Raw genomic sequence first — 16,426 nt, forward strand, 5'->3', positions numbered from 1 at the left:
GGGGCGGGCGTGGGCGCGTCCTGGGCGGGTTCGGTGTCCTCTGCGGGGGCATCCCCCTCCGCAGCGTCCTCCCCGCGCGTGGGCGCCGTGTCGGCCACCGGTGCGGCAGCCTCGGCGGCGGCGCGGCGCTCGGCGTTCCGGCGCGCGATCGCGGCCGCGCTCTGCTCGTCCTCATCCGGCGCATCGCCCGCGTTCGGGTCGATGCCGATAGCACGCAGCCCATCGTCGGTGATCTTCAGCAGCATCTCGTCGCCCTCAACCGTCCACTTCGCGATCGCGTCATCGGCGGGGTGGTGCACGCCGATCACCAGGTCCTGCTTCAGCAGCGCCTGCGCCACCTTCTGCCGCGCGCCGGCGGGGAGCCGCTCTGGCGGGTAGGCCAGGTGCTCGGGATGCTCGGCGGCGGCGGTGAGGATCGCGCGCTGGGTGTCGGAAAGCTTCATCGTCGGGGTCTCCGGTTCCGGGAGCCGACCCTCGGCCCCCGACTGCCGGGAGCCCCGCCGGGCAGAACCCGGTTGGGGCGGTGCGGTAGCGTCCCGCGCCAGGCGGGGTATTCGCCCCGCCGGAAGTGCTGATCCGCGATGTCCTTCAGCTTTGCCGTGGCGTCCGCGAGCCAGGCCGTCTCGCCTCAAAGCACCATCTCGGGATCCGCGCCGAAATGATCCGCACTGGCCTGCTGCAACTCGGCGATCAGAGTGTCGAACTCGGCCTTGTGCTTCAGGAACGCGGCGAGGCTGCGCTCCTGGTTGCGTGCGGCGCGGGCGTCTCGGTCGGTCATTGTCCTCTCCGTCTGCGGCGCGCTGCTCCGCGCGTGACGGACCATTCGCGCTGTGGCGAGGGCTGAGCCAAGCGCGATCGAGCGTCGCGTTGCTGCTATGAATAGGGGGTTCTGATCACATCATGATCGCTGTCGCGCAGCCGGGCCGCGTGGCCTCGCAGCGCGAGGTGGCGCGCCGCCTCGGCGTCTCCCACACGGCCCTGCAGAAGGCGCAGCGCGCCGGCCGCATCGCGCCAGAGTCCGATGGCGCTTGGGACGTCGAGAAGGTCCGCGCGCGACTGGCCGATAGCAGCGATCCCGTCCGGAAGACGGCGACGCTCGCGCAGCCGACGCCGGCAGCACCGCGGCCGGTCTCGCCGCCGATCGCAGCGCCCGCGCCCGATCCGCTGCCGCGTGCCGCCCAGAACACGTTTCCACGATGCGCGCACGGCGAACGAGGTGCTGAAGGCGCAGGAGCGCAGGCTGCGGCTCGATGAGCGCAAGGGGAAGCTGGTCGACAAGGCCCGCGCCCTGCTGCTGGTGCACCGCCTCGCCAAGGAGGAGCGCGACGCCATCCTCGCCTGGCCGGCCCGTGTGGCTGCCGAGATGGCCGCCGAGTTCGGTGTCGACACGCACCGCCTGCAGACCATGATGGACACGCGGCTCCGCGAGCATCTCGCGGCCCGGCATGATGTCCGGGCGAGCGTCGGCTGATGGCGGGCGAGCATCTGCTGGAGGAGGTCGGCCGCTTCGACGGCGACGCCGAGATCCTGCAGGCCTGGCGCGACGGCATGGCGCCGGAGCCGGCGCTGCTGGTCTCGGAGTGGGCGGACAAGCATCGCGTGCTCGGCTCGCGCGGCTCTGCCGAGCCCGGTCCGTGGCGCACGGTCCGCACGCCCTACCTGCGCGAGATTATGGATGCGCTGTCGCCGGCGCAGGCCGCGCGTCGCGTCGTCTTTATGAAGGGGGCGCAGGTTGGGGGTACGGAATGCGGCAACAACTGGATCGGTTACGTCATCCACCACGCGCCGGGCCCGATGCTCGCGGTGCAGCCGACGACGGAACTGGCGAAGCGCTTCTCCGATCAGCGCATCGATCCGCTGGTCGAGGAGACGCCGGCGATCCGCGAGCGGGTGGCGCCGGCCCGCTCGCGCGACAGCGGCAATCGCCAGCTGTCGAAGGAATTCCCCGGTGGCCAGCTGGTGATGACCGGCGCGAACAGCGCCGTCGGCCTGCGCTCCATGTCGGCGCGGTTCCTGTTCTTGGACGAGATCGACGCCTATCCCGGCGATGTCGAGGGCGAGGGTGACCCGATCGCGCTCGTCGAAGCGCGCCCGCACCTTCGGCTGGCGACGGAAGGTGTTCCTCGTCAGCACACCGACCATCGCCGGCCTGTCGCGGATCGAGCGTGAGCATCTGGCGACCGACCAGCGACGCTACTTCGTGCCCTGTCCGCATTGCGGCCACCGCCAGCACCTGCGCTTCGAGCGGCTGCTCTGGGACGCGGGCGAGCCCGAGACGGCGCGCTACCTCTGCGAGGACTGCGACGGCGCGATCGGCGAGCAGCACAAGGCGGCGATGCTGGCCGCGGGCGAATGGCGGGCCACGGCCACGGCGACGGACCCGCACGCGATCGGCTTCCACATCTCGGCGCTCTGCTCCCCGCCGGGCTGGATGCCCTGGTCTGAGATCGCCCGGCTCTGGCTCGCCGCGCAGGGCGACGACCGGGCGATCAAGACCTTCCGCAACACCGTCCTCGGCGAAACCTGGCAGGTGGCAGGCGAGGCACCGGACTGGCAGCGGCTCTACGACCGCCGCGAACACTGGCCCGCGGGCACCGTGCCGATGGGCGGGCTGCTGCTCACCGCCGGCGTGGACGTGCAGCGGGACTGCCTCGAAGCGAGCCTCTGGGCCTGGGGCCAGGATCGGCAGTCCTGGTTGGTGGAACACCGCGTGCTGGCGGGCAACCCGTTCGAGGCGCCGGTGTGGAAAGAGCTGCGCCTGCTGCTGCGCGAGAACTGGCGACACGCCAGCGGGCACCGACTGCCTGTGGCGATGGCGGCGATCGACAGTGGCGACGGCATGACCACCGCGGAGGTCTATTCGTTCGTCCGCCGGGCCGGTGCCGGCCGCGCGATCGCGGTGAAGGGCCAGGACGGTCTCAGCGCCGCGGTCGGCCAGCCGGCGGCGACGGAGGTGCGGCGGAACGGGCGGAAGCTCGGCGGGCTGAAGGTCTGGCCGGTCGGCTCCTCCTTCCTGAAGGGCGAGACCTACGGCTGGCTGAAGCTGGAGCGGCCGACGGAGGAGAGCGGCGATCCCTTCCCGCCGGGCTATGTGCACCTGCCGGTGCATGCGGCCGGGGAAGAATTCTGCCGCCAGCTCACGGCGGAGCAGCTCGTGGCCCGCGCTGGCCGCAACGGGTTTCGCCGACTGGAATGGGTGAAGACGCGTGAGCGGAACGAGGCGCCGGACTGCCGGGTCTATGCTCGCGCTGCCGCGGCGGCGCTTGGCATGGACGGCTGGGGCGAGGGTCGGTGGGCGCGCATGGCTGATGCGCTGTCCTTGCCGGCAGCCGAGCTTCCCACCGGCGTGAATGTCACTCGGCCATCGCCGTCGCCAGTCGCGACTGACGCCCACCGTCCGCGCGGCTGGCTCGCGCCGCGCAGCGAGTGGCTGCGCTAGCTAGGCCACATACGGCCTGCGCCGCAGCGGGCTAAGCTGGCCCCAATTGATCACGAGCGGAGCGCCGGCTCTATTGAAGGGCGTTGGCGATCGACGACGGATCGCGGCGACACGGGGGTGGGTCCGATGACGGCGGCAGCCATCGACTTCTGGTTCACGATGGGAAGCACCTACACCTTCCTTACGGTCAGCCGAATCGACGAAGCGGCTCGCGCGGCCGGCGTCCACGTTCGAATGCGGTGCTTCAAGAGTGTCGGCGCACTCACCGGCGGCACGCAACTGCCGTTTCTACCAGATACGGCGAAGATGAGGTACATGTGGCGCGACATCGCACGCCGCGCCGACAAGCTTGGACTGAAGGTCAGCCTGCCAGCGCCTTATCCGGCGCCGAGCCCGCCGCGCGCGAACCGTGTGGCGACGGTGGGCATGCGCGAGGGATGGGGTCCAGCCTATGTGCGGTCTGCGTATCGTCACTGGTTCGAGCGCGGCGTTGGCAATGGCGGCGAGGAGAACCTCCGGTTCGCGCTCATGGACTGTGGGCAGGGCGACGCGATCGATCGGATACTCACCCTGGCCGACAGCGACGAGGTCGTGCAGGACCTTGACCGCGCGACGGAGGAGGCGCGGGGGCTCGGCCTGTTTGGATCACCAAGTTTCGTCGTAGGGAAGGAAGTGTTCTGGGGTGACGACCACCTCGAAGAGGCACTTCGCTGGGCGAAGCACGGTCGCTTGTGATGGTTGCTCCGTCTGGTTGACCTTCTGCAGTCCACCTGAAGACGGCGAGCCATTTCCGAGGTGCTGAGGCGCCACTCGCGGCGCTGCCTGTGCCAGCGGCCCGACGCGTGATGCGGCCGTGATCGGCCAGAGTGCGCTGGCATGCAATTGCCTAGGCGCGATCCGGTATTTACGCCGAGCGGAGGCCGAACATGGATCCGACCGTGCTCGCCTGGGCGCTGGCGCAGCCCGTCGGCAGCCGCGCGGCGGCGCTCGCCGCGGCGTACACGGGCGGCACCACGCGCGTGACCTTCGACGGGCGCATGGTGGAGTACCGGAGCTTGGATGAGCTTGGTCGCGCGCTGGCCGTGCTGCGCGGTGCGGAGAGCAATGCTGCGCGTCGGCCATCCGTCACGCTGGCCAGCTTCTCGCGCGGGGGAAGCAGGTGATGGGGCGTCTCCGGGATGCCTGGCAGGCGCTGCGCGGCTACGCCGCCGCGCAGGACCAGCGTGCTTCCGCCTGGGCGCCCTCCGGTGGCAGCGCCACCTCTGAGGTCGGCACCGCCGCCGCGACGGTCGCACGGCGCGCCCGCGATGCCGTCCGCAATGATCCCTATGCCAGCCGCATCGTCGATCTCTGGACGGGGAACGCGGTAGGCGCCGGCATCACCACGCGCTGGCCGGACGCCGCGCACAGCGGTGCGTGGCAGCGATGGGCGGAGAGCACCGGCTGCGACACAGAGGGGCGGCTGGATCTCTACGGGCTGCAGGCGCTGGTCATGCGGGCGGTGGTCGAGAGCGGCGAATGCTTTGTGCGCTTCCTGATGGCGGAGCCGTCGCCCGCGAATCCGATTGGCCTGCGGCTGCAGGTATTGGAGGCGGACCACCTCGACACGTCGCGGAATGGCATGCTGGCGGGTGCCGCCACGATCCAGGGCATCGCCCTCGGCGAGGCCGGCGAGCCGATCGGCTACTGGCTGCACCGCGTGCATCCCGGCGCCGGCTGGATCCTGCCGAGTGCTACCTGGCTCGGCAGCGAGCGCATCCCGGCCGGCGACGTGCTGCACGTCTATCGCAAGCGCCGACCCGGCCAGCTGCGCGACGTGTCGTGGCTCGCTCCGGTGCTGCTCCGCCTGCGCGACCTCGGCGACTATGAGGCCGCCCTGCTGATGAAGGCGAAGATCGAGGCCTGCCTCGCGGCCGTGGTGACCGAGGAGGGCGCCGATGCGCTGACCGGCACTGCCGCCGGCCTGCTCCGGGACGCGCACGGCCGCACCGTCGAGAGCTTCGAGCCGGGAATGATCCTCTATCGCCGCGGCATGGGTAGCGTGGAGGTGGTGAACCCCTCCGGTGGTGGATCGCATGCTGCCTTTGCTCGCCGCGCGCTCGAGGCCGCCGCGGTCGGCGCTGGGCTGACCTACGACCAGGTCTCCGGCGATCTGACCCAGGCGAACTACTCCAGCCTCCGCGCCGGCAAGATCGAGTTCCACCGGCTCTGCGAGCAGGTCCAGTACGGCATGCTCATTCCCATGCTGGTGCGGCCCGTCGCGGACCGCTTCCACGCGCAGGGCGCGCTGCTCGGGCTGTGGGGCACGGACATGCCGGACGGCGTGTCACACGTCCCGCCGGCGCACGAGATGATCGACCCGCTGAAGGACGCCACGGCTCTGATAGCCCAGGTCCGCGCCGGCTTCGTACCGCAGCCGGAGGCCGCCGGCGCTTTCGGCTACGACTTCCGCGCGGCCGCGGAGATGATCCGCGAGGCCAACGCCCTGCTCGACGAGGCGGGAATCTCGCTCGACACCGATCCGCGCCGCGTCGCGAAATCCGGCAGTGCGCAGGATGCAGCACAGATGGCTGCGGTGGAGATCGCCGCAACAGGCGCCGCCGCACCGCCCCGCGAAGCACCAGCACAGGGCTGATCACGGCGGGGTCGAGCCACAGCGCGGGTTTCTCGGAAGTGCGGCGCAGCCTATCCGCCAGTGATGGGTGTTGTGGGCGGCGGGATGAGGTCGCCGGGCGGTCGATCACCCAGCCGGGAATCGAGCTCGCGGCGCAGCGCGTGCTCCTCGAAATCCAGCGTCGTGGTGTCCCGCGCCGACCCATGCCACCACCGCACAAGCGGGTTCTCCGATCGCGCAGCTGCGCGCTCTGCCTCGATCTCGCGCAGGCGCGCGCGGACCTCGGCGAGGCTCATCTCCTGGGGCAGCCGCTCATGGGCGCCCCCCGCTGGCAGCGGCAGCGGCAGGTTATGCCTGCCAAAGCTGGGTGGCTGAGCGTTCCACGCAGCTGCGGCGGCCACGAATGTCTCGCTTGGCGTACCTACGCTGGCCACCTCGACTGGTTCGAGCCGCGGCACGTTCTCAGCATCGGACCGCCACCCCCATCGGATCGATCCGTAGTAGGTGCCTGCCTGTCGACCCTCGACGGCCAGCGCCGCGGTCTCGAAAGTCTGCCGCGATTCCGGACCGTGCCCGGACAGCCGTGCCGTATCGTCCAACCGCGCCGGCTTCTCATGGGGTACGCCCGCCTCGTCGGTATAGCGACAGCCCCAGGCGATCTCGGCCATCGGCTCGGAGGCGCCCAGCGTCGGCTGCGCGGACGGCGGGTTCTCCATGCCGTAGATCGGTGTGTGATGGGCTGGGGGCCGATCGATCCAACTGCGCCCGCCGCCCTCTTCCGGCACGGAGCGGCTTTCTGCCCTGAGCGGGTTGTAGAAGGGGTTGCCGTTCCGCACAGTCGTCACCCGCTGCACGAACCCGATCCGCTCCGCGTCCACCTGCGGACCGGGCACCAAGGCCAGCGTGATGCTGCAGCCAGCATGGGCTGCCCCGTCCGGCTCGCTGGTCAGCTCATAGCGCGTGACGTCCCATGTGCCGCCGAGCGTCTCCAGCAGGGGCTGCAGAGCGAGCGGCGCAGCTTCGAGCCCAACCGCCGGCGCGCCGCCTGCCTGCTGGACCACATGCGCCAACTCATGTGCCAGGATCCCGCGTTCCGTCGTCGCCCCTGGCGCGCGGCGCCCCGGCGCGAAGGCGATGTCCGGCCCGAGTGTGAAGGCGACGGCACCCAGGCGGCCGGCCAACGTCCTGCTGCGCGGTCCATCATGCAGTCGAACCGCGCCCAGATCGCGGCCGAGGCGGCGTTCGAAATAGGCGCGGTCAGGCGCCGGCAACGGCACGCCAGCCTCGCCGAGCAAAGCGCGCAGCGGCGCGATACCGCCAACTGGGTTGCCGGCCCACAGCGGTGCTGGTGGTTCGGGACCGAGCAGCCGCGCCGCGGCCCGCTCGGCCGCCCGCTCACGGTCACCAGCCGCGCCGTCACGGGTAGCGCGCAAGACATGCACAGCTGCGAAATTATCGCCTGCGCTGTCAGCGCCGCAAGCTCCAAGCCGGCGCGACCTTGGCCGCTCGCTCCACCGCTTTGCTCCCGGCGCAGCTTGGCTGCCACGGTGTGAGAGTTCGATGCGTGGCCTGCGCGTCTCCGCAGCCGACGCCAGACGGCGGACGTGATCCGCCCAGGACGCCGCGCAGATGGCGGCGGTGGAGATCGCCGCCACTGGCGCTGCGCCGCTGGCACGCACTGAGTAGAACCGAGAGTATTCGCGGGACGGCAGAGGGCATCAGCACTGCCTATCGGCCCTGGGCAGTGCGGTCCTTGAAATGATCGTCCTACTCGGCGAAACGCAGAACCATGTTGTCGCCATCGGTGAGAACGCGATGGATCAGCTCTCGGTAGAAGGGCTGTCTTGAAGAGCGCGACGTGAATCTCTGAAAGCCCGCTTCATAACGGCTTCGCCAAGCGCCTGAGCAGGACAGTGGCTGCGGCGAGGACGAAGAAGGCGATGGCGGAGCTGTGCGTCGCTTCGTGGTCGCGAGCGAGGCGGCGGCATCGGGCGGTCCAGGCGAAGGTGCGTTCGATCACCCAGCGGCGGGGCTGCACGGCGAAGCCGCGGTGGCCAGGGTTCGGGCCGACGAGTTCGACGCGGACCTGCGTGGCGCCAGCGACGCGCTGTCCGGCATAGGCGCGATCTGCGTAGCACAACGCGATGAAGGGCCAGGGGCGACGCGAGGTGCGCAACAGCGCGACCCCGCCATGACTGTCATGCAGATCGGCGGGCGAGACGGCAGCCAGCAGCAGGCGCCCATCAGTGTCCACGAGCGCGTGGCGCTTGCGTCCGACGATGCGCTTGGCAGCGTCGTAGCCGCGCCGCCCGGCAACGCCGGTGCCGCCCGAGCGAGCTACCTGGGCGTCCACCACCGCAGCCGTTGGGGAGACGTCGCGCCCGGCCCGCTCGCGGTCGGCCGTCGCCAGCGCGTGGGCCATCCGCTCGAAGGCGCCGCTGCGGGCCAGCCGCAGGAACCAACGCAGGACAGTCTGCCAGGGCGGAAAGTCGCGCGGCAGGTGTCGCCAGGCGCAGCCGGTCCGCAGCACATAGAGCACACCGTCTAGCAGCGTGCGCATCGACCATCGGCGCGGCCTTCCGCAGCTCGCCGGGCCGGGCAGGAACGCCTGCGCGATCTGCCACTCCGCGTCAGTGAGCGACGTTGCATAGGGCTGGGCCAAGCGCACAAGCTTGGCCCGGGCGGCGGGGGTCCACATCGGCAGCCTCGAAGGACGTCAGACACCCCTCGAACGCTGCGGACCGCCGCTCACCCCGCCAACGAGCTAATCGTCGCTGTTCTGACGCGGTGCGAAGGCTTGGCCAAACGCGACGTCGCTCGTCCCGGCGAAGCGCGCGCGCAGCTCGCGCTTGAGCAGCTTGCCGGCCGTGTTGCGCGGCAGCGCGTCAGCCAGGATGACCCGTTTGGGTACTTTGAACGGCGCAAGGTGCGCGCGGGCGTGCGCGACGAGCTCCCGCTCCGCCTCCTCCGCCGTCATGCGCGGGGCCTCGGCTCGGAGCACCACCACGGCCGCGACCGCCTCGATCCAGCGCGGGTCGGGCACCGCGATCACCGCCACCTCCGCGATGGCGGGGTGGGTGAACAGCGCCTCTTCCACCTCCCGGCTGGCCACCAGGGTGCCGCCGGTGTTGATCAGGTCCTTCGTGCGGTCGACGATCGTCAGGTAGCCTTCCGCATCGGCTGTGGCGACGTCACCGGAGTGGAACCAGCCGCCCTCGAAGGCGCGCGCGGTCTCCTCCGGCATGTCCCAGTAGCCGACGAGGAGCTGCGGCGAGCGGTGCACGATCTCGCCCCGCTCGCCCGACGCCACGTCACGCATCTCCGCGTCCACGAGGCGGCTCTCGACGTTGAGCACGGGGCGGCCCACGGAGCCCGGGCGTGCGTCGTGCTCCTCGGGCTTCAGCACAGTCGCGAGCGGCGCGATCTCGCTCTGGCCGTAGCAATTGAATGGCCGAACGCCGGGAAGGCGGTCGCGGAGCTCATGCAGCACCGGCACGGGCATGATCGAGGCGCCATAGTAGATCTTGAGCAGAGAGCCGACGTCGCGCCGGCCGAAGTCGGCGTGGCGCAGCAGCCCGATCCAGACCGTTGGCGGCGCGAAGTAGGAGGTCACGCGGTGCCGCTCGAGCAGCTCCAGCACGCGCGCGGGCTCCGGCGCTTCGATCAGGATCGTCCAGGCGCCGACGAGGAGCGCCGGCATCATGAAGACGTGCATCTGCGCGGAGTGATAGAGCGGCAGGCTTCCGAGGATGCGGTCGCTGCCGGCCAATTCCAGGTCCACGATGCAGCTGATGTACTGCGAGATCAGCGCGCGGTGGGTCATCATCGCGCCCTTCGGTGCCCCGGTGGTGCCGGAGGTGTAGAGCAACTGGACGACGTCGCCGTCGCGCACGTCCTCGCCGGGGGGCTTGTCACCGGGTGAGCCCCAGCGAGGGTCTAGCGCCGTCGCCACCACGTCCAGCTCGCCGCCGTTGGCGCCGTCGAATGTGCCGGCGATGGCGATCCCGAGTCGATGGCGCACCTGCTCAGCCGTTGCGCGCAGCGCCGGCTGGGTCAGCAGGGCCGACGCACCGGACTGGCGAGCGATATACTCGAGCTCGCCCGCGGTCAGGGCGTAGTTGGCGGGCACGTGGACGAGCCCGGCCCGCGCGCAGCCGAGCCAGGCGAGGAGGTAGCCGTCGGAGTTGCGGCCGTAGGCGAGAACCCGATCGCCGGGCTTCAGCCCAGCGGCGAGCAACCGGCGCGCGACGCGGTCCGCGGCGAGGTCGAGCGCGGCGTAGGTCCAGGTCCGGTCATCGAACACGAGGGCGTCGCGGTCCCGGAAGCGCGCGGCGGAGCGCCGCAGCGCGTCTCCGATCGTGTCGCGCCGGATGCGGGGCAATGCCTCAGGGGCAGCCGAGCCTGCAGGGCCCATGGTCCTCTCCTCGAGCGGAGGCGCCCGGACGCCGGCGCGCCCGAAGACAGGCTAGGCGCCATGCGCCGGCGGAGTCACGCCAAATGGCCGGGCAGGGTATCCGCGGCACGAGTGGAGGTGACGATCGGCAGAGCGACCGCTCAGGCGCGGTCGCTCCGTCGAGCTACGTTGCGATGCGTTTCTGAATCGGGCTCTGAGCCGGACTCCGGCTCCGTTGGAGACACGCATGTGCTCGAAATCGGTTCGGCGATACCGCCATCAGGCCGCCCGGCGCCAAGACTTTCGATGCTGGTACTGCGCCTTCCCGATATGGGATGAGGATCCCGCCACCTTCGCTGAGCGGCACAGCCTTTCCGTACGGCTTGCGCAGCGCTTCCGCTGCACAGCGGAGCATCTGCAAGCTCGATCCACCGGCGGTGCGGACACGTCCGACAACATCGTGGCAGCTTGTGCGCACTGCAATTCGACGCGGCACAGGCGCAAGAACCCACCCTCGCCCGAAGTTTTCCGCACCCAGGTCGCGAGGCGGATGGAGCGGGGCCGCTGGCATCCTGCGCCGGCACACAGCGCGTTTGCGGTGAGCCGGGAAGCGACGCCGATGAAGGACGCGGAGATTGCTGCCACCGGCGCTGCGGCTCCGCAGCGCGAGACCCCAGCACAGGGCTGATCATGACCGCGACCGACGAACCGGGCTGCAGCGATGCCGCGCCGGAACCTGCTATTGCGGCCGCCGTGGCCGACGTTCCGCTCGTGGCGCACCGCGCGGCCACCGCGCCTGCCACCGTCGACCGTGCCGGACGCACCGTCGAGGTGGTGTGGTCCACCGGCGCGCGGGCCCGGAACTTCGTCCCCGCCCTCGGCCCCATCACCGAGGAGCTGGAGATGTCGCCGAACGCGGTGCGCATGGATGCGCTCCACTCCGGCAACGCGCCGGTGCTGAACACCCATCGCAGCATGGACGCCCGCGACGTGCTCGGCCGCGTCACCGCCGCCCGCCTCGATCGCGGCCGCAGCTACGCCACCCTGCAGTTTTCCGCCGCCGCGGACGTCGAGCCGGTCTGGCAGCGCATCGCGGACGGCACGCTGCGGGCCGTCAGCGTCGGCTACCGCGTGCATCGCTACGAGCTCCGGCCCGACGCCGCCACCGGCACCACCATCCACCGTGCGGTGGATTGGGAGCCCTTCGAGATCTCCGTCGTGCCGGTCCCGATCGACCGCGACGCCGCCGTCCGCGCGCAGGGGGACCAGGGCTCCCCCACGCCCGCCATCGAACTCGCCCTGCCCGCTGAGGATCCGCCCATGCCCAACACCACCGACACCCCGGCGGCGCCGGAACACCCGTCTCCGCCCGAGCCGGAGCGCACCGCGCCGTCGTCCCCGCCGCCCACCGACAACGCAGCGGAGGCCGTGCGCGCCGAGCGCGGCCGCATCGCCGGTATCGACACTGCCGTCGAGGCCGCCCGCGCCCTCCTGCCGGGCGACAGGGTGGCCGCCCTGCGCGCCGAGGCCGTCGAGCGCGGCTGGTCCCCGGACGACACCCGCCGCGCCCTGTTCGACGCCCTGGTCCGCCATGCGCCCCGTCCCTCCGTCCCGGCCAACCCCGCCGCCCACGGCGCGCCGCCGCGGACGGAAATCCTCGACGCCATGGCCGAGGCGATCGCCGCCCGCGCCATGCCGGGTTACCAGCCCCAGGGCACCGGCCGCCACGCCGAGTTCATGGGCTGGCGCCCCTCCGACATGGTCCGCGAACTCCTGTCGCTGGACGGGCAGACGCAGGTGCCGCGCGATCCGGTGCGCCCGGCAGAGCGCGCCTTCCACACCACTTCCGACTTCCCCGCGCTGCTCTCGGCCGCGGCGAACAAGATGCTGCTGGCCGCCTATGCGCCGGCGGCGCCGACCTACCGGCAGATCTTCCTCCGGCGCGATTTCCGGGACTTCAAGCCGCACCGGCACCTCCGCATCGGCGACTTCCCCGTCCTGCAGCCGCTGGCCGAGAACGGCGAGATCCAGGCCGGCACCATGTCCGAGAGCCAGGAGATCGTGCTCCTGCAGACCTTCGCCCGGCGCATCCGGGTGACCAGGCAGATGCTGGTCAACGACGACCTCGGCGCCTTCACCGACTTCGCCGCCATGATCGGCCGCCGCGTCGCCGACTTCGAGAACGCCACGGCCTATGCCCTGATCAACCTCGCCAATGGCGATGGCCCGACGCTCACCACTGGCAACGCCCCGGTCTTTGCCACGGCGGCGGGGCGGGCGAACAAGGCCGCGGCAGGGACGATCCTGAACGAGGACAACATCGCGGTCGGCCGAACCGCCATCATGAAGCAGCGCACGCTCGACGGCCTGCCCATCTCGCTCGGCCGCAGCATGCGGGTGCTGGTCGGCCCGACGCTGGAGCTGTCGGCGCTGAAGCTCACCGCGGCGATCACGCCGGGCAGCTCCGGTGCGGTGAACCCCTATGTCGGGCTGCTGCAGCCGGTGGTGGAGCCGCTGATCGCGGCGAACCGCTGGTATCTCTTCGCGGAGACGCCGACCACGCCGGTCTATGTCTACGGCTACCTCAACGGCGTCGAGGGGCCGCAGGTCACCACCGGGCCGGTATCCGGCGTCGATGGCATCGAGGTCGGCGTCATCTTCGACTTCGGCGTCGGCGCGATCGACTGGCGTGGCGCCTGGTTCAACCCGGGCAACTGATCCCCTTCAACCCACCACAGCCGCTTCGTCGAGGGCGCCCCCTGGGGCGCCTTCGGCGTTTCAGGAGACGCATAAAGCCATGCGCAACATGATTCGCCCCGAGGCGCGCTCCATCCCGATGGCGGTGCCCTATGCCGGGGGCATCCTCTCCGGCCAGGGCATGCTGGTCGGCGCCTTCTTCGGCGTCGCTGCTTCCGACGCGGCGCAGAACGCCACTTTCGAATGCGAGACCCGCGGCGAGTTCGATCTCGCCAAGGACCCGACTCAGGCGATGACGGCCGGGGCACGGGTGTTCTGGGACAACACCAATCGCCGCCTCACCACGACGGCCATCTGCAACTTCCAGGTGGGCATCGTCACCGAGGCCGCGCTCGCAGCCGACACCACCGTGCACGTCATGCTCGCCCGCGTGCCGGCTGCTGGGGCGTGACGGCCTTCGACGCCGCGCTGGCGGTGCTGGCGGCGGATCCGCACCTCGGGACCGACGCCACCTGGCAGCGCGGCGCGGAGCCGCCGGTCACGCTCCGCGTGCTGCGCTCGTCGCCGGACCAACTCCGGGACGCCTTCGGCACCACGCTGGTCCAGGCCACGGACGTGCTGACCGTGCGGGTCGATTCCCAGCCCGACATCCAGGCCGGCGACGTCTTCGCCCTCGGCGCCGAAGTCCTCACCGTGCAGCACACCGAGCGCGACGCCACGGGCGTGGCCTGGCGCGTCCTCTGCCAGCGATAGGAGCCGGCCATGCCGCACAACAGCCTGACCGGTTGGGCCATCCTGTTCGACCTGCTGCTGGGCGCCGCGGCAGGCCTCGCCGGCGGCTTCGTGCGCTGGAACCACCCGGAGCGGCGCCGGCTTGGCTTGTGCCTGGTCTGGGAGGTGCCCTCCGCGCCGCTGGTCGGCAGCGCCGGCTACGCGCTCGGTGGCCTGCTGGAGTTCAACGAATATGGCCGGTTCCTCTTTGCCTTCGTGTTCGGCTACCTCGGCCAGGCGGAGCTGAACGATCTCGCTGTCGCCCTGCTGCGCCATCGCGCCGGCCTGCCGCCGCGGGATCCGCCCGCGTGAGGCTTTCCGCCGTCGTCGGCGACCTGCGCAAGGTGCTGGCGGCGGAGGCGCGCACCGGCGAGCGCGCGGCCATGTCGGCGATCCGGACGGAAACCGATCAGGTGAAGGGTGAACTGAGCCAGCAGGTCACGGGCTCGCTCGGCGGCAATGCTCGTGGCATCGCCAATGCCTGGTGGTCACAGATCTTCCCGCGCACGGGGCGGTCGCTGCGGCCGGCCGGGCTGGTTTGGACGAAGGTGCCGGCGATTATCGACGCCTTCGAGCGCGGGGCTGTCATTCGCGCCAAGGGTGGCCGCAAGTTCCTGGCGATCCCAACCGGCTTCAACGCGGCCAGGGGACGGCGGGGGCGTGGTGAGAAGGGCATGCGCGTCACGCCTGGGCAGATGGTCGCCTCAGGCCAGGCCTTCCTCCGCCCGTTCAAGTCCGGCCGCGGCTATGTCTGGTGCTTGCCGCTGCGCGCGGGCGAGCAGACCGGCCGGCGCCGGCGCACCCGCCTCATCGCCGGTGGCGTGGCCGAGATCGGCACGAGCAACCGCAAGGGGCGCGAGGCCTGGGCGCGCGGCATGCTGGAGCGCGGCATGGCGCCGATGGTCCTGCTGCTGCCGCAGGTGACGCTCACCAAGCGCCTCGACGTGAAGGGCGCCGCCGAGCGCGGCCTGCGGCGGCTGCCCGGCAGATTTGCCGCTGCTTGGGACCGCGAGAGCGGGAGGGCAGCATGAGCAAGCGGGAGAACGCCATCGCAGCGTTGCACAGCCGGCTCGTGACGTCTCTCACGACTCAGAACCCGGCTCCCGTCGTGCTGCGCAGCGAGACAATCCCGCAACGCATCCCGCACGGCGGGCTCGTCGTGCTGCGTGACGGTGACACGGTGGAGGAGACGGCGATCCTTTCGCCGCTCTGCTGGGCCATTGAGCATCGAGCTGACGTCGAGGTCACCGTCGTGGGCGCGACGCCCGCGGCGCGCTCCGCGCTGCTCGACGCGCTGCTCGTCGTCATCAGCGACGCCATCACTGCCGACCGCACGCTCAGCGGGGCGGTGGAATGGGCACAGCCCGGGTCGCCCGAGTTCCAGGACACCGAGTTCGAAGGCGCCGCGGCGGCGCGATCCGCCCTCGTGCTCGTCACCCTCTGGTTCACCACCGCCGGCACCACGCTGGCCTGAGACCCTGCCGAAAGGACGACACCCATGCCGCGTGCCATCGGCGCCAACTGCCGCCTGCTCATGCTGCCGGAGGAAACCTACGGCACCGCGCCGACCGACGACTTCCGGCGCATGCCCTTCCTGTCCTGCGATCTCGGCGCTGAGCAGCCGCTGCTCGATGCCGACGTCCTCGGCGTCGGCAATGGGCGCGATCCGGCCGCGCCCTTCCTCGACACCGTGACGGTGCAGGGGCAGGTCGTCGTGCCGGTGGACTTGAACAACATCGGTCACTGGCTGCGGCTGCTGCTCGGCCCGCCCATCACCACCGGCACCAGCCCGAACTTCACCCACAGCTTCGGCTCGGGCGCCGCCATGCTGCCGTCGAACAGCATCGAGATCTGCTACCCCGACGTGCCGAGCTACGATCTCTGCACCGGCGTGCGCGCCGACACGCTGGAGATCGACTTCTCGCCGAGCGGGCCGGCCACGGCGACCTTCGGCCTCATGGGCCAGGGCTCGGCACGTGGCGCGTCCTCCACCGGTGGCACGCCCGTCACCGCCGCCTACACCGCTTTCAACAAGGCGCAGGGCGCCATCAGCCGCGGCAGCAGCCCGCTCGCGCAGGTAACTGGGGCGCGGCTCAACTACGCGAACAGCATGGAGATGGTGCGCACCATCCGCGTCGGCCGAAAGGTGGAAGGCGTCGATCCTGGCATCGCGCGCGCCACGGGCCAGATCACCGCGCGCTTCGCAGACACTACGCTGCTGACGCAGGCGCAGAATGGCACGCCAGCGGAGTTCGCCTTCAACTACACGATCGACGCGAACCGCAGCATCACCTTCACGATGCACGAGGTCTACCTGGCGCTGGCCAAGACGCCGATTGAAGGGCCGGCCGGTGTCGAGGCGAGATTCGAGTTTCGCGCCGCCTTCAACTCCACGGCGACGCGCATGATGACCGCGGTGCTCAAGAATGATCTGGCCGCGGCCGTGTACTCGTGAGGGCTATTCGGTGCGGCCGATCTGCCGCAGGCTTCGAGGCCGCCCTCGCTGCTGGCG

At 70.9% G+C, this 16,426-nt stretch carries 19 protein-coding genes and 1 pseudogene; 15 read left to right on the forward strand and 5 right to left on the reverse strand.

Features of this window, described 5'->3' with window-relative positions:
- The coding region (locus tag OZN99_RS01365; protein ID WP_270933368.1) for a hypothetical protein at positions 1 to 443 on the reverse strand (443 nt) is incomplete at its 3' end.
- A gap of 185 nt (positions 444 to 628) precedes the next feature.
- The gene (locus OZN99_RS01370) at positions 629 to 778 is read right to left on the reverse strand and encodes a hypothetical protein (protein ID WP_270933369.1); all 150 of its coding nucleotides are present in this window, start codon (positions 776 to 778) and stop codon (positions 629 to 631) included.
- A gap of 122 nt (positions 779 to 900) precedes the next feature.
- On the opposite strand from OZN99_RS01370, the gene OZN99_RS01375 reads away from it, so the two are divergent.
- The 7 genes and pseudogenes from OZN99_RS01375 (at position 901) to OZN99_RS01400 (ending at position 6,074) form a co-directional block, all read left to right on the forward strand.
- A complete protein-coding gene (locus tag OZN99_RS01375) occupies positions 901 to 1,254 on the forward strand; it encodes a hypothetical protein (RefSeq protein WP_270933370.1) in 354 nt (117 codons plus the stop codon).
- Positions 1,217 to 1,471, forward strand: a complete 255-nt coding sequence (locus tag OZN99_RS01380; RefSeq protein WP_270933371.1) for a hypothetical protein — start codon at positions 1,217 to 1,219, stop codon at positions 1,469 to 1,471. Before OZN99_RS01375 ends, OZN99_RS01380 begins: the two co-directional genes overlap by 38 nt.
- A gap of 200 nt (positions 1,472 to 1,671) precedes the next feature.
- Positions 1,672 to 2,296 (forward strand): annotated as a pseudogene (locus OZN99_RS33400) (phage terminase large subunit family protein); the annotation flags it as partial.
- Between the two features lie 135 nt (positions 2,297 to 2,431).
- The gene (locus tag OZN99_RS33405; RefSeq protein ID WP_333779710.1) at positions 2,432 to 3,439 is read left to right on the forward strand and encodes a terminase gpA endonuclease subunit; all 1,008 of its coding nucleotides are present in this window, start codon (positions 2,432 to 2,434) and stop codon (positions 3,437 to 3,439) included.
- A gap of 126 nt (positions 3,440 to 3,565) precedes the next feature.
- A complete protein-coding gene (locus OZN99_RS01390) occupies positions 3,566 to 4,174 on the forward strand; it encodes a 2-hydroxychromene-2-carboxylate isomerase (protein ID WP_270933372.1) in 609 nt (202 codons plus the stop codon).
- 191 nt (positions 4,175 to 4,365) lie between these two features.
- Complete coding sequence (locus tag OZN99_RS01395) at positions 4,366 to 4,602, forward strand: phage head-tail joining protein (protein WP_270933373.1); 237 nt, start codon at positions 4,366 to 4,368, stop codon at positions 4,600 to 4,602.
- A complete protein-coding gene (locus OZN99_RS01400; protein ID WP_270933374.1) occupies positions 4,602 to 6,074 on the forward strand; it encodes a phage portal protein in 1,473 nt (490 codons plus the stop codon). The genes OZN99_RS01395 and OZN99_RS01400 overlap by 1 nt, the downstream gene beginning before the upstream one ends.
- Before the next feature lie 50 nt (positions 6,075 to 6,124).
- Here the strand turns inward: OZN99_RS01400 and OZN99_RS01405 are convergent, their stop codons facing one another.
- The 3 genes from OZN99_RS01405 to OZN99_RS01415 form a co-directional block, all read right to left on the reverse strand.
- Positions 6,125 to 7,495: an eCIS core domain-containing protein gene (locus OZN99_RS01405; RefSeq protein WP_270933375.1), complete on the reverse strand. Its 1,371-nt coding sequence runs from the start codon at positions 7,493 to 7,495 to the stop codon at positions 6,125 to 6,127.
- Positions 7,496 to 7,932: 437 nt separating this feature from the next.
- Positions 7,933 to 8,751, reverse strand: coding sequence for an IS5 family transposase (locus OZN99_RS01410; protein WP_270933376.1), 819 nt, complete (start codon positions 8,749 to 8,751; stop codon positions 7,933 to 7,935).
- A 66-nt stretch (positions 8,752 to 8,817) separates the two neighbouring features.
- A complete protein-coding gene (locus tag OZN99_RS01415; RefSeq protein ID WP_270933377.1) occupies positions 8,818 to 10,467 on the reverse strand; it encodes a fatty acyl-CoA synthetase in 1,650 nt (549 codons plus the stop codon).
- Positions 10,468 to 10,693: 226 nt separating this feature from the next.
- Here OZN99_RS01415 and OZN99_RS33475 point away from each other — a divergent pair, with 226 nt between their 5' ends.
- The 8 genes from OZN99_RS33475 to OZN99_RS01450 all read left to right on the forward strand — a co-directional run bounded on the left by OZN99_RS33475 (position 10,694) and on the right by OZN99_RS01450 (position 16,369).
- A complete protein-coding gene (locus OZN99_RS33475; protein WP_408611794.1) occupies positions 10,694 to 11,134 on the forward strand; it encodes an HNH endonuclease in 441 nt (146 codons plus the stop codon).
- Between the two features lie 2 nt (positions 11,135 to 11,136).
- Positions 11,137 to 13,164 (forward strand): prohead protease/major capsid protein fusion protein, encoded by a 2,028-nt coding sequence (locus OZN99_RS01420; RefSeq protein ID WP_270933378.1) that lies wholly within the window; start codon positions 11,137 to 11,139, stop codon positions 13,162 to 13,164.
- 79 nt (positions 13,165 to 13,243) lie between these two features.
- On the forward strand, positions 13,244 to 13,594 hold the full coding sequence (locus tag OZN99_RS01425) for a DUF2190 family protein (protein ID WP_270933379.1): 351 nt from the start codon (positions 13,244 to 13,246) through the stop codon (positions 13,592 to 13,594).
- A complete protein-coding gene (locus OZN99_RS01430; protein ID WP_270933380.1) occupies positions 13,591 to 13,896 on the forward strand; it encodes a head-tail joining protein in 306 nt (101 codons plus the stop codon). The genes OZN99_RS01425 and OZN99_RS01430 overlap by 4 nt, the downstream gene beginning before the upstream one ends.
- Before the next feature lie 9 nt (positions 13,897 to 13,905).
- A complete protein-coding gene (locus OZN99_RS01435) occupies positions 13,906 to 14,226 on the forward strand; it encodes a phage holin family protein (protein WP_270933381.1) in 321 nt (106 codons plus the stop codon).
- Positions 14,227 to 14,258: 32 nt separating this feature from the next.
- On the forward strand, positions 14,259 to 14,945 hold the full coding sequence (locus OZN99_RS01440; protein WP_408611795.1) for a DUF6441 family protein: 687 nt from the start codon (positions 14,259 to 14,261) through the stop codon (positions 14,943 to 14,945).
- Positions 14,942 to 15,388, forward strand: coding sequence for a hypothetical protein (locus OZN99_RS01445; RefSeq protein WP_270933383.1), 447 nt, complete (start codon positions 14,942 to 14,944; stop codon positions 15,386 to 15,388). Before OZN99_RS01440 ends, OZN99_RS01445 begins: the two co-directional genes overlap by 4 nt.
- Positions 15,389 to 15,412: 24 nt before the next feature.
- Positions 15,413 to 16,369, forward strand: coding sequence for a phage tail tube protein (locus OZN99_RS01450; protein WP_270933384.1), 957 nt, complete (start codon positions 15,413 to 15,415; stop codon positions 16,367 to 16,369).
- Positions 16,370 to 16,426 lie beyond the last annotated feature (57 nt).

This window comes from Falsiroseomonas oryzae (assembly GCF_027856955.1).
GTDB lineage: Bacteria > Pseudomonadota > Alphaproteobacteria > Acetobacterales > Acetobacteraceae > Falsiroseomonas > Falsiroseomonas oryzae.

Bases quoted from the DNA above. Each gene is read 5' to 3' on its own strand.
- OZN99_RS01395 (WP_270933373.1), top strand. From the start codon at position 4,366: ATGGATCCGACCGTGCTCGCCTGGGCGCTGGCGCAGCCCGTCGGCAGC.
- OZN99_RS01370 (WP_270933369.1), bottom strand. From the start codon at position 778: ATGACCGACCGAGACGCCCGCGCCGCACGCAACCAGGAGCGCAGCCTC.
- OZN99_RS01425 (WP_270933379.1), top strand. From the start codon at position 13,244: ATGCGCAACATGATTCGCCCCGAGGCGCGCTCCATCCCGATGGCGGTG.
- OZN99_RS01435 (WP_270933381.1), top strand. From the start codon at position 13,906: ATGCCGCACAACAGCCTGACCGGTTGGGCCATCCTGTTCGACCTGCTG.
- OZN99_RS33405 (WP_333779710.1), top strand. From the start codon at position 2,432: ATGCCCTGGTCTGAGATCGCCCGGCTCTGGCTCGCCGCGCAGGGCGAC.
- OZN99_RS01415 (WP_270933377.1), bottom strand. From the start codon at position 10,467: ATGGGCCCTGCAGGCTCGGCTGCCCCTGAGGCATTGCCCCGCATCCGG.
- OZN99_RS01410 (WP_270933376.1), bottom strand. From the start codon at position 8,751: ATGTGGACCCCCGCCGCCCGGGCCAAGCTTGTGCGCTTGGCCCAGCCC.
- OZN99_RS01400 (WP_270933374.1), top strand. From the start codon at position 4,602: ATGGGGCGTCTCCGGGATGCCTGGCAGGCGCTGCGCGGCTACGCCGCC.
- OZN99_RS01390 (WP_270933372.1), top strand. From the start codon at position 3,566: ATGACGGCGGCAGCCATCGACTTCTGGTTCACGATGGGAAGCACCTAC.
- OZN99_RS01445 (WP_270933383.1), top strand. From the start codon at position 14,942: ATGAGCAAGCGGGAGAACGCCATCGCAGCGTTGCACAGCCGGCTCGTG.
- OZN99_RS01420 (WP_270933378.1), top strand. From the start codon at position 11,137: ATGACCGCGACCGACGAACCGGGCTGCAGCGATGCCGCGCCGGAACCT.
- OZN99_RS01375 (WP_270933370.1), top strand. From the start codon at position 901: ATGATCGCTGTCGCGCAGCCGGGCCGCGTGGCCTCGCAGCGCGAGGTG.
- OZN99_RS33475 (WP_408611794.1), top strand. From the start codon at position 10,694: ATGTGCTCGAAATCGGTTCGGCGATACCGCCATCAGGCCGCCCGGCGC.
- OZN99_RS01450 (WP_270933384.1), top strand. From the start codon at position 15,413: ATGCCGCGTGCCATCGGCGCCAACTGCCGCCTGCTCATGCTGCCGGAG.